Origin of the sequence: Thalassospira marina (assembly GCF_002844375.1) — a bacterium.
Taxonomy (GTDB): domain Bacteria; phylum Pseudomonadota; class Alphaproteobacteria; order Rhodospirillales; family Thalassospiraceae; genus Thalassospira; species Thalassospira marina.
The window spans coordinates 401,311-414,584 of record NZ_CP024199.1; the positions used below are offsets into that span (position 1 = coordinate 401,311).

Here is a 13,274-nt window from a genome sequence, read left to right on the forward strand (position 1 = left end):
CCGGGTAACCGGACCGCGAACGGTTCGGATCACGCCAGCCTATCGTGACGGGGTTTATAATATATGTGCGCCGCAAAGGCCATAACGGGAAATCTGTTTGAACGACGCACTGTTTCCGTGCTGCCTCCCCTGCCGCTGGCGGGGCCCTATGACTATGTCGTTCCCGAAGGCCTTGATATTCAACCCGGTGATTTTGTCGAAATTCCGCTGGGACGTCAAACCCAGCGTGGTGTTGTCTGGGGTGATGCCAGGGGTGATGTTGACCCTGCCAAACTGCGCGAAATTTATGGGGTGCTGCCCGCCGCCCCAATGCCCGCTGTAACGCGCCGCTTTATCGACTGGGTATCGGCCTACACCCTTAGCCCGCAGGGCGCCGTGCTGCGCATGGCCATGAGTGTCACCGACGCCCTTGAAGCCCCCAAGCCGGTTTTCCGGTTCGGGCTGGCACATGGCATGGCCGAGTCGCAAGGCAATATGCGCATGACACCGGCGCGCAAACGTATTTTGTCGCTGCTGGCGGATCATCCATCGCTGGAACAGGGCGATATCCTGCAGGAAACCGGCACCAGCGCCAGCGTATTAAAGGGGCTGGTTGATGCAGGCGTCATCCGGCGCGAACAGGTGGCCCCGCCATCGCCCTTTGCCCTGCCGGATTTATCCATTCCCCGCCCCGACCTGTCGCTTGATCAGGAAAAGGCAGCAGATTTTTTGTGTGAAAAGGTCGATGCAGGCGGGTTTTCAGCAATCCTGATTGATGGTGTAACCGGTTCGGGCAAGACCGAGGTTTATTTTGAAGCCGTCCGGGCCGCCCTGGCACAGGGAAAGCAGGTGATGGTCCTGTTGCCTGAAATTGCCCTGTCGGCACAATGGCTGCAGCGTTTTCGTGACCGCTTTGGTGTGGAACCGGCACTTTGGCATTCCGAAGTTGGCCAGGCACGGCGGCGCGAAACCTGGCGCGCGGTGGCCGATGGCAGCGCGCGGCTGGTGGTTGGCGCGCGATCAGCCCTGTTTTTGCCTTATCGCGACCTTGGCCTGATCGTGGTGGACGAAGAACACGAACATGCCTTCAAGCAGGAAGATGGCGTCATTTACCATGCCCGTGATATGGCGGTGGCGCGCGGGCATCTGGGCGGGTTTCCGGTGATGCTGGCATCTGCCACGCCCTCGCTTGAAACGTTGGCAAATGTGGAAGCTGGCCGGTACGAACGTGTGGTGTTGGGCCAGCGCCACGGGGTGGCCGTGCTGCCCAGTGTAGAGATTGTTGATATCCGCGTGGACAAGCCCGAACGCCAGCGCTGGATAACGCCGACCCTGAAACAAAGGCTGATGGAAACCTTTGCTGCGGGCGAGCAGGCGATGCTGTTTTTGAACCGGCGTGGCTATGCGCCCTTAACCCTGTGCCGGGCCTGTGGACATCGTTTCCAATGCCCCAATTGCACGGCCTGGCTGGTGGAACATCGCGCCTGGGGCAAGTTGCAGTGCCATCATTGTGGCTATTCGGCCAAAATCCCCGATGCCTGCCCGGCCTGCGGGGCCGAGGAAAAGCTGGCCCCCTGCGGGCCGGGGGTGGAACGCCTGTATGAAGAAGCGATCCAGACCTTCCCCGATTTGAAAATCGAGGTCGCCACATCGGATAATATTGCCGGGCCAAAGGCCGCGGCTGCTCTGGTGGGCCGGGTGCATAACCAGGAAGTTGACCTTCTGATAGGTACGCAGATCCTTGCCAAGGGCTATCATTTCCCCATGCTGACGCTGGTGGGCGTGATTGATGCCGATCTGGGGCTGGCGGGGGGCGATTTGCGCGCCGCCGAACGCAGCTATCAATTGCTGACCCAGGTGGCCGGCCGTGCCGGGCGTGGCGAACGACCAGGAACGGTACTGTTGCAAACGGCAGATCCGTCAAACCGCGTGATCAAGGCGATTGCGGCCGGGGATCGTGATGCGTTTGATCAGGTCGAGCTTGCGGAACGCATGAAATATGGCATGCCGCCGCACGGCAAACTGGCTGCCCTGATTGTTTCGGGCAAAAAGGAAAACGAAGTAGACGAAGCCGCCTGGCGCATTGGCCGGGTTGCGCCGCGGGGGGATGGCATTGTCGTTTTGGGGCCAGCACCCGCCCCATTATCGCTATTGCGCGGGCGCTTTCGTCGCCGGTTTTTGCTGCGCACCGATAAATCGGTCAAGGTGCAGGCGGTGATCCAGGATTGGCTCAGCCGGGTGAAAACGCCGGGCAGCGTGCGCGTCCAGATCGATATAGACCCCTACAGCTTTATGTAAAATTATGGTGGTGGTCGGCAGGGATGCCGGATGCACCAAACAAAGGCCTATTGCGAATAATGGATTTTGCGCGGGCCTTCGGTGCCCAGATAGCTTTCAATAATGGCGGCGATGGTGCCGTCCTTCTGAAAACGGTCAATGATCGCATCATACTGGCGTTGAAAGCTTTCTTTACCGTGATAGCGCGATGCCTTTGACCAGACATTATAATAGGCCGCCTGGCGAATGGGCGGATAAAGGAAGACAAGCTGGTCGGCAAGGCCATCCTGCTGGGCTTCGTAAAGCGACGTCATGTAATTAAGTGGCACAATATCAAACCGCCCACGCAGCAGCATCGGAATCAGCAGGTTGTTTTTGGCAACGGTTTCAATATTCAGGCCGCTATTCCAGAAGGCCGGGGTATAGGAAAACCCGGCAGCAGCCCCGATATGCAGCCCGGCAAGATCGGAAAAGTCATTAAAGCTGATACGGTCGCTATCGGTTTTGCGAATGGCAAATCGCCAGTCCAGCAGCAGGTGCGCCTCATTGGGATAGTCCAGAAATTCCTGCCGTTCAGGCGACAGGGATAGGGATAGGACAATGTCGCTTGCACCGGTTTTGGCATTGTAAAGCAGGCGGTTGCCGCTGGGCACAAGGCGAAATTCATAATCGCTGATCTGCATTTCCGCCAGAACGGCCTTCATGATGTCGATATCAACACCACGGATTTCCCCGTCCTGCTGCCATTTAAGGGGGGCTTCGCTTAACCCCTCTATAATCAGGGGGCGGGATTGCGCCGGGGAAACTGGCAAAATAAAAAGGATACCCAGCCCGATAAACAGGCTGGCGAAAAAACGACAGACAGCAGTGCTGCCGTGCGTCATTACGTCCTCCAGGTTGGTGGTGGCTACCCCTTTGGAATAAGTCTATATGATTGCGCAGCATCCGCATAACAATTTACGGACAGAACATGCAAAACGAAAACCAGACCACGATTTGCCGCTGGGCGGACGAAACCTTTGGCCCGGTGGCAGACCCCGTTGCACTGGTGGACCGCGCAATGATGGAAATGCAGGAACTGCGCGAAGCGGTCGAAGCCCGCGACCTTTCCGAGATCGGCAAGGAAAGTGCCGATGTCATGATCCTGCTTTATCGCCTTGTTGAACAGTTTGGCCTGGATTTGCTTGATCAGACCGGGGCCAAAATGGCGATCAACCGTAATCGCACCTGGCGGGCCAAGGGCGATGGCACGGGGTCGCATATCTGATCGCTTTGATACGGGCGGAATGTCTGTTGCTGTTTTTCCGGGGCGGGGGGCTCTCCGCCGGGATTGCGGCATTCGGATCGGCGCTATGGCCGGTTGTCATCCTGTCTGGTCATCAGGGTTATCGCGCAGGGCTATGCCCCTGTTATCCCGGGGCAGGATTCACCCCACCGTAAAAGCACAAAAAGAATCGACCCAGAATAAAAGTGGTCCAATTCCATTTTCCCGTTTGGGTTGGGCATCTTGTGTGCTGGTTCACACTTGCGCCGGGGTTGATCTGGGCGATTGGCTTAATTTTGCCTGAATCTTCAAGATTCGCGGTGGATTTGTCGCGCATCTGGCAAAAAAGCGCGATTTCCATAGGGGCAAACGAACCGGCAAGAGGCGCAAAAAGCCGCGATTTTTCAAGGATGATGGCCCCGGAATGAAATGAGTTGCCAAACTCGTCACAATTGCGGTTGCGCGGGGGTTGCTCCTTACAGGGACATGTGCTACCAAACGCTCGCTTCCCGAAGGGCCATCCCTTCGGGGGATCATTTTTTTATATGTATCCGAGTCGTTCTCATAACCAGAATTGAGGGCTTTCACCGGTGTCCCAAAATACTGCCGCGACCGGGCTGCAAGGGCGTTATGCAACCGCACTGTTTGAGTTGGCCTCGTCGGCCGACCAGCTTGATGTGGTTAAAGGCGATCTTGAATTGCTCGACCAGGCCATCGTCGAAAGCGATGATCTGCGTAATGTGCTCCGTAGTCCCGTGATTTCCCGGGATGTGCAGGCGAATGCTATGGCAGCCCTTCTTGACAAGCTTGGTGTTTCCGAGCTGACCAAGAAGACGGTTGGCCTTCTGTGTCAGAAACGGCGCCTGTTCGTCCTGCCGGGCGTAATCAAAGCTTACCTTTCCATGCTCTCCGCACATCGTGGTGAAGTAACCGCACAGGTGACTTCGGCTACCGCGTTAAAGGACGAGCAGATCGAAGCCGTTACCGGCGCTCTTAAGGAAGTAGTCGGTGCCACTGTTAAAGTGGACCTGAATGTCGATCCGGCGGTTCTTGGCGGCCTTGTCGTCAAGGTCGGTTCCCGGGTTTTTGATGCCTCGCTTCGTACCAAATTGCAGAAGCTCGAGCTCGCTATGAAAGGGGTTGCGTGATGGAAATCCGCGCCGCGGAGATCTCCGCTATTCTCAAGGATCAGATTGCCAATTTTGGCTCTGAAGCCGAAGTGGCCGAAGTCGGCCAGGTTCTTTCTGTTGGTGACGGTATTGCCCGTGTTCATGGCCTCGACAATGTCCAGGCTGGTGAACTGGTCGACTTCCCCGGCGGAATTAAGGGCATGGCCCTGAACCTGGAAGAAGACAATGTCGGTATCGTTATTTTCGGTTCTGACCGTACCATCAAAGAAGGCGACCAGGTAAAGCGTACCGGTGCCATCGTTGACGTGCCGGTTGGCAAGGAACTGCTGGGCCGCGTTGTTGACGCGCTTGGCAATCCGATCGACGGCAAGGGTGACCTGGGTGCAACCGAACGTCGCCTTGCTGACGTCAAGGCACCGGGCATCATCCCGCGTAAATCCGTTCATGAGCCTGTCCAGACCGGTATCAAGTCGATCGACTCGCTGATTCCGATTGGGCGTGGCCAGCGCGAGCTGATCATTGGTGACCGTCAGACCGGTAAAACCGCAATCATCGTCGACACCATCCTGAACCAGAAGCCGGTGAACGACGCCGCTGCTTCGGACAGCGAAAAGATGTTCTGCATCTATGTTGCTGTCGGTCAGAAACGTTCGACCGTTGCCCAGGTTGTTAAGGTTCTCGAAGAGCGTGGCGCGATGGAAAACACCATCATCGTCGCAGCGACCGCTTCGGACCCGGCACCGATGCAGTTCCTCGCACCGTTCATCGCCTGCGCGATGGGTGAATATTTCCGCGACAACGGCATGCACGCCACCATCTTCTATGATGACCTGTCGAAACAGGCTGTTGCCTATCGTCAGATGTCGCTGCTGCTTCGCCGCCCGCCGGGACGTGAAGCATTCCCGGGCGACGTGTTCTATCTGCACTCACGTCTGCTGGAACGCGCTGCAAAGATGAATGACGAAAACGGCGCTGGCTCGCTGACCGCTCTGCCGGTTATCGAAACCCAGGGTAACGACGTTTCGGCCTTTATTCCGACCAACGTGATCTCGATCACCGACGGCCAGATCTTCCTTGAAACCGACCTGTTCTACAAGGGCGTCCGCCCGGCTGTGAACGTTGGTCTGTCGGTTTCGCGTGTGGGTTCCTCGGCTCAGATCAAGGCAATGAAACAGGTTGCCGGTTCGATCAAGCTTGAGCTCGCCCAGTACCGTGAAATGGAAGCTTTCGCACAGTTCGCTTCGGATCTTGATCCGGCGACCCAGAAGCTCCTGGCCCGTGGCGCCCGTCTGACCGAGCTGCTCAAGCAGCCGCAGTACTCGCCGCTCAAGGTCGAAGAGCAGGTTGTCGTGATTTACGCCGGTGTTAAAGGCTATCTCGACGCGATTTCTGTTTCGCAGGTCCGTGCGTTTGAAGAACAGTTCCTCTCGGAAATCCGTTCTGCTGGCGCAGACATTCTCGATGCGATCCGCACCGAAAAGGTTCTGTCGGCTGACAGCGAAGCAAAACTGAAGGCGTTCCTCGACAAGTTCGCGAAGACCTTCGCGTAAAAGTCTGAACTTTAGGCGAAGGAGGAAACGCAATGGCTAGTTTGAAGGACTTGCGCTCGCGCATTGCCAGCGTCAAATCGACGAGGAAGATTACCTCGGCGATGAAGATGGTGGCCGCGTCCAAGCTCCGTCGCTCGCAGGATGCAGCCGAAGCAGCCCGTCCCTATGCAGAACGCATGGGGACGATGCTGGGCCGGCTCGCTGCTGCGGTTGGTGGTTCACAGGGAGCACCAAAACTGCTGGCCGGGACCGGCAAGGAAAACACCCATCTGATGGTTGTTTTCACCGCTGATCGTGGTCTTTGCGGCGGTTTTAACGCTTCGATCGTCAAGGCGGCCCGTGCGAAAATTCGCGCACTGAAAGCCGAAGGCAAAACGGTCAAGATTATCTGTGTTGGCCGCAAGGGTGCCGATGCTCTTAAACGCGACAATGGCGATGCGATTATTGCGCGCTATACCGGCGTTGAAGGCAAAAAGGGAATTGAGTTTTCCGAGGCATCCGCGGTCGCAGACAAGGTTCTGGAGCTGTTCGAAGCCGGTGAATTCGACGTTTGCACGATTTTCTACAACAAATTCGTGTCGGCGATTTCGCAGGTTGTTACCGAACAGCAACTGGTTCCCTTTGCCGTTGAGGCAAAAGCGGACAACCAGGAAGCTGACGGAAACGGCGCTTCGGCGATTTATGAATATGAACCGTCGGAAGAAGCCATTCTGGCAGACTTGCTGCCACGTAATGTTGGCGTCCAGATTTTCGGGGCCATGCTGGAAAGCAGTGCTTCGGAACACGGTTCGCGGATGTCCGCAATGGATAACGCAACCCGCAATGCCGGCGACATGATCGACCGACTGAGCATTCAGTATAACCGCTCACGTCAGGCACAGATCACCAACGAACTGATTGAAATCATTTCCGGCGCCGAGGCTTTGTAAGCGGGTCGCAGGAACTAACGGATAGATTTGTCCGAGCAGGAGACAATACCTATGGCGAACAAGAAGGCGGGGAAAATTTCCCAGGTGATGGGCGCCGTCGTCGACGTTAAATTCGACGGCGAACTGCCGCCCATTCTGAACGCGCTGCATGTTGACAACAACGGTCAGCGTCTGGTTCTCGAAGTTGCACAGCATCTTGGTGAAGGTGCCGTCCGTACCATCGCTATGGACACCACCGAAGGCTTGCAGCGTGGTCAGGAAGTCGTCGATACCGGCGATGCGATCTCGGTTCCGGTTGGTCCGGAAACCCTTGGTCGTATTCTGAACGTCATCGGCGAGCCGGTTGACGAACGCGGCCCGGTCAACGCCAAGAAGACCGCACCGATCCACAAGGAAGCTCCGGAATTCACCGAGCAGTCCACCGATACCGAAATCCTGGTTACCGGCATTAAGGTCATCGACCTTATCGCTCCGTACACCAAGGGTGGTAAGATTGGTCTGTTTGGCGGCGCCGGCGTGGGCAAAACCGTTCTCATCATGGAACTGATCAACAACGTGGCAAAAGGCCACGGTGGTTACTCGGTTTTCGCTGGTGTTGGTGAACGTACCCGTGAAGGTAACGACCTCTATCACGAAATGATGGAATCGGGCGTTATCAACCTCGAAGGGGACTCCAAAGCCGCACTGGTTTATGGCCAGATGAACGAACCCCCCGGAGCACGTGCACGTGTTGCTCTGACCGGTCTGACCCTCGCGGAATACTTCCGTGACGAAGAAGGCCAGGACGTTCTGTTCTTCGTGGACAACATTTTCCGCTTCACGCAGGCTGGTTCGGAAGTGTCCGCACTTCTGGGTCGTATTCCTTCGGCAGTGGGTTATCAGCCGACGCTCGCAACCGACATGGGTGCGCTGCAGGAACGTATTACCTCGACCAAAAAAGGTTCCATTACCTCGGTTCAGGCAATTTACGTCCCGGCCGACGACTTGACCGACCCGGCGCCGGCAACCTCGTTTGCCCACCTGGATGCGACCACCACGCTGAACCGTCAGATCGCCGAGCTCGGCATCTACCCGGCAGTGGACCCGCTTGACTCGACCTCGCGCGCCCTTGATCCGGGTGTGATCGGTCAGGACCACTATGAAACCGCCCGTGAAGTTCAGCGCGTGCTGCAGACCTACAAGAGCCTGCAGGACATCATCGCAATTCTCGGCATGGACGAACTGTCTGAAGACGACAAGCTGATCGTGGCTCGCGCCCGTAAGATCCAGCGTTTCCTCTCGCAGCCGTTCCATGTTGCTGAAGTCTTCACCGGTACTCCGGGCGTGTTCGTTCAGCTCGAAGACACCATCAAGGCATTCAAGGCGATCTGCGCTGGTGAATACGACCATATGCCGGAACAGGCATTCTACATGGTTGGCACCATCGAAGAAGCCATCGAGAAAGCCAAGAAGATGGCCGAAGCTGCCTAAGGCAGCTTCGGTCCCCCTCCGGGTAAGGAGCGAGGACTGTCATGACTGATACGACTGTACTGGAACTTGTTTCACCGTCTGCCCTGCTCAAATCCGAGCCGGTCGAGATGGTTGTCGTTCCGGGCACGGAAGGGAACTTCGGTGTGCTGCCCAAGCATGCACCGCTGATCTCGACCATTCGTCCGGGCGTCATTGACATCTATACGGGTGGCAAGGTTTCGGAACGCATTTTTGTGGCTGGCGGTGTTGCCGAGGTTAACCCCGAGCGTTGCACCATCCTGGCGGAAGAAGCGATTTCTGTTGCCGATATCAAGGCTGACGAAGCGCAGACCCGTCTGGAAGCTGCAAAAGCTGCTTTCGATGCTGCAAAGTCTACTCACGAAAAGGCGAATGCTGAACGTGAAGTCGCGATTGCCGTTGCACAGATCGCCGCTTTGACGAACTGATCTGACCGCACTGTCATCAAAAGGGCCGCTATCAAACGATAGCGGCCCTTTTTTTGTTTTATCGGGATGCTGGCGGCAGCAGGAGCGTAGCGGGAAGACGGCCAACTGACGCTTATTCAAAGCAACGGCTGGCAAGGTGATAATCTGCGATATCTGTCCTTGTTCCCATCCAGGCAGAAGACCTGTAAAGGCTCATGCCTGTCAGCATTCCTTTAATCGGTTCTGTTCTGCCGCCCTCAAAGACCGTCTTGCTGGTCCCGAACCGACTTTCGTTTAAATGTCCCGATCGGCGGAATAGGCGATGTCTTTTTGGGCTTCAAGTTCTGACAGGCGTTCCTGCAGGGCCGCATGGATCGATTGATAGGCCGTGCTACCAAGTGTGACGCGGCGCGGGGCCGGGGTTACGTCGACCGACGCCACCATTGCCTGGGCGGTGCGGATGGCATCGCCCTTGATGACAAAGTCACCATTGGCAATGGCATCACGCACATTATGCGCCGGGGTGCCGTCATAGGCATCCATCAGGGGCGGGCTGACCAGTCCCGCGCCAAAACCGGTTTCGGTCGGGCCGGGTTCGATGATCGTGCAGTCAATCCCGAACCCTGCAATTTCCTGACGCAGGGATTCAATAAAGCCTTCGATGCCCCATTTGGTGGTGTGATAAAGGCTGAAATTGGGATAGGCGATTTGCCCGCCTTCGGACGATACCTGCATGATCCGCCCGCTTTTCTGGCGGCGCAGATGGGGCAGAGCAGCGCGGATCACCTGGATCGACCCGATGATATTGGTGTTGATCTGATCAATAATCTGGTCATCACCAAGTTCTTCGGCGGCGCCAAACAGGCCGTAACCCGCATTATTGACGACCACATCAATTGGCCTTTCGGCAAAGGCCGCATCGACCACACGCCGGATGGCGGCCGTATCGGTAACATCCAGCTGATGAATTGAAAGCTGGGCGGGATATTTTGCCGCCAGATCATCAAGCACGCCTTGCTTGCGCAGGGTGGCAATAACGTGATCGCCGCGTTCGAGCAGAATTTTGGTCATTTCCAGACCAAGGCCCGACGATGTGCCGGTAATGAACCATGTACGCATCATGTTTTCCTTTCGGGGTGAAGAAACATGACCTGCATATAGGTGGGTATATTGATGGGACTATGCTATATAATTTGCATAACCTGATGGTAAATTCCCATGAATTATCAACCCAGCCTGAATGACCTGAAGGCATTTGCCTGTATTGCCGCGCGGCAAAGCTTTCGCAAGGCGGCGGATGATCTGGCACTTGCCCCCTCAACCCTGAGCCATGTGATCCGCAGTCTGGAAGAAAATCTGGGCGTGCGATTGTTTCACCGCACCACGCGCAGTGTCGCCCTGACCGAAGCGGGCGAACAATTATTGGCAAGGTTACAGCCCCTGCTGCGTGATCTGGATTTCGCGCTGGAGGAGGTAAACAGTTTTCGCAGCAAACCCAGTGGCGTTTTGCGGATCAACACCAGCGAGATCGCGATTTCCATGCTGCTGGACGATGTTGTACCGGCTTTTCTGGCGCAATATCCGGAAATGTCCCTGGATCTGGTCAGCGACGGACGGCTGGTTGATATCGTTGCCGAAGGGTTCGATGCCGGTTTGCGGCTGGGCGAATCTGTACCGCAGGATATGATTGCGGTACGGTTTGGCGGGGAAACGCGGTTTCTGGCAGTGGCATCGCCCGATTATTTTGACCGCCACAAGCCACCCCAAAGCCCGGATGATTTAAAACACCATCACTGCATTCGCCATCGTATGCCTAGCGGCAAGCTTTATCAGTGGGAATTTGAACGGCACGGGCAGGAAGTGCGTATTGATGTGCCCGGTGCCCTGACGCTGGATCATCCTGGCATGATGGTGAAGGCAGCACTGGCCGGGCTGGGTATTGCCTATGTGCCGCTTTTTCTGGTGGCAGATGCGCTTGATACGGGCAGGCTGGTCAATGTGCTGGATGACTGGTGCCCGACAATTCCGGGCCTGCATTTATATTATCCCGGGCATCGGCATGTACCCAAGGGACTGCGGGCCTTTATCGATGAGATGAAGGCACATATGAAGAAAACCGGCTGACGGATCAGCAGGTTGCATCCGGTGTCATCCGGTTTTAAGCGGCTTTCAGGCAGGTTTAGTGCGACGGGGTCAGTGCGGTGTCGAGCCAGAAGGTTTCGATCATTTTCATCAGATCGATAAATTCGATGACATCGACGGGTTTGCGCAAATAGCAGTTCGCCCCGGCGGCATAACACAAATCCACATCGCGTTCGGCCGCAGATGTTGTCAGCACGATAACCGGGATGCTGGCCGATGCCGGGTCATTGCGGATTTCGCGTAACATTTCGCGGCCATCCTTGCGCGGCATGTTGAGATCAAGCAAAATAAGCTTCGGGCGCGGCGCATTGCGATACTGGCCGTCCTGCTGCAGGAACTGCAGGGCCGTGATGCCATCTTTGACATGATGAAGGTTAACCGGGCGGGAAAATTCTTTCAGCGCTTCTTCGACAAGCCGGGCATCACCGGGATTGTCCTCTATCAGCAACAAATCGCTGGGCGTTTTCATCGCTGACATGTTTTCCACGCTCCATTATTCTTAAGAACAGGGAAGTCACCCCGGTTAGCTAGCATCGACCTAAACTTGATTATAGCATCGACGACTGTTTATAGATGAGCGGTTTTTGATTGTCGTTCGCAATTTAGCTTTCTACGGGCAAAAATCGACATTTTTTCGATTTTACGAAGTGAAAGTGCCAAATAGCATCGCATGCGGGGCGATTTTTTTCGTTAGGCACCGCGAATATACCGCAAACTTGTAAGCATTCCATATATTTTAGGATACTGATTATTGGAGTCGTAACGGTCTGGAACGTTACGACTCCCGGTATGTGATGTGTGACTGAAGGTTCAGTTTGTTGCCAATCCAACCTGGTCGGCAAGGGCAGCCAGTTGGGCCAGGGCTGGTTTGTCATCTTTAAGTGCTGTTTGCGCCTGCTGATAGCTTTCCTGGGCCTTGTCCTTCATGCCCATTACGACATAGGCGCGCATCAGGCGGGCCCAGCCATCCGGGTCCTGCGGGTTTTCTTCAAGGCGGGCGGCAAGGCGGCCGACCATGCCTTCAATCATCTGGCGGCGTTCTTCCGGTGTCAGGTCGGCTGCGGCCTTCATATCCTCCTGCGAGGGGCCGGCATTACCGGCAATGGCCGGGCCTGTTGCCCCGGATGGCAGCTTCAGGCGGCCTTCAATGTCAATGCCACTGGCTTGCGCTGTTTGCTGGATCTGGCGCACCACCATCGGCAGCCAGGATGCATCCGCCGGGGCGGAATTTGCCAGCGCGATCCAGCGTTCAAGGGCTGCATTGGCCTGGCCCTGTTGCAAATCGGCCAGCCCCAGATAAAAGGCAATACGCGGGTTATCGTTGCCCGATTTGGCGGCTTCTTCCAGCGCGCCACGGGCCGGGGCCGTAACCTGCCCGTCGCTGGCACGAATGATGGATTCCGCATACATCGCCAAAAAGGCACCGTCACGGTTGGAAAGTTTTACCGCTTCAAGAAACGCAGTCTGCGCTTCTTTCGGGCGGTTAAGGGCCATCAGGCTGTTGCCCAGCATTTCCCAGTTGCCAAGGTCATTGGGGTTCTGGATCAGCTTGTTGGACAGGTCGGCAACCGCCTTGCGCAGCGCCTGTTCACGTTCGCTGTTCTGGTGCTGGGCATTGCGGGCAGCCATGATTTCATCGGCCCGCTGGGCAATCGGGCGATCCGGCAGGGAGGGGTTGCCCAGGTCAAGATAAAGGCCAATCCCCCCAATAATGCCAATCAGCGTCAGGCAAACCGCCACAGGGCGCACAAAGGCCCCGGTGGTTTTGCCTGCGCGCTTTGCCGCACGGGCCTGAATGCGCTGGTCGGTGGCAAGGATGCGGCGCTGCACCTCGATCCGGGCGGCATCGGCCTGTTCGGCACTTAATACGCCGCGTTCGATATCGCGGTTAATTTCGGCCAACTGGTCACGATAGACCGTCAGGTCACGTTGCAATTCGTCCTGATCGGCAAGGGCGGCCAGGGTGGAAGGGGCGCTTGCCCCGGCTTTATCGCTTTCGTCGGGGGTCGTCTTTTTGCGGCCAAGTGCACCCGTGATGACAGGCCACAGCACATAGCCCGCAACCACAAGCGTAACGAGGGCAAAAACAATCCAGACAGTCATTTTAA

At 56.4% G+C, this 13,274-nt stretch carries 12 protein-coding genes; 8 read left to right on the forward strand and 4 right to left on the reverse strand.

Annotated features, from left to right (window positions below):
• The first annotated feature begins 63 nt into the window (after positions 1-63).
• A complete protein-coding gene (locus CSC3H3_RS01735; RefSeq protein ID WP_101283317.1) occupies positions 64-2,277 on the forward strand; it encodes a primosomal protein N' in 2,214 nt (737 codons plus the stop codon).
• Positions 2,278-2,324: 47 nt separating this feature from the next.
• Here CSC3H3_RS01735 and CSC3H3_RS01740 read toward each other — a convergent pair whose 3' ends face one another.
• Entirely contained in the window at positions 2,325-3,140 is an 816-nt protein-coding gene (locus CSC3H3_RS01740) for a substrate-binding periplasmic protein (RefSeq protein WP_101283319.1), read from the reverse strand.
• Positions 3,141-3,226: 86 nt separating this feature from the next.
• On the opposite strand from CSC3H3_RS01740, the gene CSC3H3_RS01745 reads away from it, so the two are divergent.
• From CSC3H3_RS01745 to atpC, 6 genes are all read left to right on the forward strand, one after another.
• Positions 3,227-3,523, forward strand: coding sequence for a nucleoside triphosphate pyrophosphohydrolase family protein (locus CSC3H3_RS01745; protein ID WP_101283321.1), 297 nt, complete (start codon positions 3,227-3,229; stop codon positions 3,521-3,523).
• 587 nt (positions 3,524-4,110) lie between these two features.
• The gene (locus CSC3H3_RS01750; RefSeq protein ID WP_101270024.1) at positions 4,111-4,668 is read left to right on the forward strand and encodes a F0F1 ATP synthase subunit delta; all 558 of its coding nucleotides are present in this window, start codon (positions 4,111-4,113) and stop codon (positions 4,666-4,668) included.
• Positions 4,668-6,200, forward strand: a complete 1,533-nt coding sequence (gene atpA / locus CSC3H3_RS01755; RefSeq protein WP_101270026.1) for a F0F1 ATP synthase subunit alpha — start codon at positions 4,668-4,670, stop codon at positions 6,198-6,200. The genes CSC3H3_RS01750 and atpA overlap by 1 nt, the downstream gene beginning before the upstream one ends.
• A gap of 32 nt (positions 6,201-6,232) precedes the next feature.
• Entirely contained in the window at positions 6,233-7,129 is an 897-nt protein-coding gene (locus tag CSC3H3_RS01760; protein ID WP_101270028.1) for a F0F1 ATP synthase subunit gamma, read from the forward strand.
• Between the two features lie 51 nt (positions 7,130-7,180).
• A complete protein-coding gene (gene atpD, locus CSC3H3_RS01765; protein WP_101270029.1) occupies positions 7,181-8,599 on the forward strand; it encodes a F0F1 ATP synthase subunit beta in 1,419 nt (472 codons plus the stop codon).
• A 41-nt stretch (positions 8,600-8,640) separates the two neighbouring features.
• Positions 8,641-9,045 carry an ATP synthase F1 subunit epsilon gene (gene atpC / locus CSC3H3_RS01770; RefSeq protein WP_101283323.1) on the forward strand — a complete coding sequence of 135 codons (405 nt, stop codon included), beginning with the start codon at positions 8,641-8,643 and terminating at the stop codon, positions 9,043-9,045.
• Between the two features lie 273 nt (positions 9,046-9,318).
• Here atpC and CSC3H3_RS01775 read toward each other — a convergent pair whose 3' ends face one another.
• Positions 9,319-10,146 carry an SDR family oxidoreductase gene (locus CSC3H3_RS01775; protein WP_101283325.1) on the reverse strand — a complete coding sequence of 276 codons (828 nt, stop codon included), beginning with the start codon at positions 10,144-10,146 and terminating at the stop codon, positions 9,319-9,321.
• Positions 10,147-10,242: 96 nt separating this feature from the next.
• Here CSC3H3_RS01775 and CSC3H3_RS01780 point away from each other — a divergent pair, with 96 nt between their 5' ends.
• A complete protein-coding gene (locus CSC3H3_RS01780) occupies positions 10,243-11,148 on the forward strand; it encodes a LysR family transcriptional regulator (protein ID WP_101283327.1) in 906 nt (301 codons plus the stop codon).
• A 55-nt stretch (positions 11,149-11,203) separates the two neighbouring features.
• Here the strand turns inward: CSC3H3_RS01780 and CSC3H3_RS01785 are convergent, their stop codons facing one another.
• Both CSC3H3_RS01785 and ccmI read right to left on the reverse strand, forming a co-directional pair.
• Positions 11,204-11,644 (reverse strand): response regulator, encoded by a 441-nt coding sequence (locus tag CSC3H3_RS01785; protein WP_101270035.1) that lies wholly within the window; start codon positions 11,642-11,644, stop codon positions 11,204-11,206.
• A gap of 332 nt (positions 11,645-11,976) precedes the next feature.
• Positions 11,977-13,269, reverse strand: coding sequence for a c-type cytochrome biogenesis protein CcmI (gene ccmI, locus CSC3H3_RS01790; protein WP_101283329.1), 1,293 nt, complete (start codon positions 13,267-13,269; stop codon positions 11,977-11,979).
• Positions 13,270-13,274: the final 5 nt, after the last annotated feature.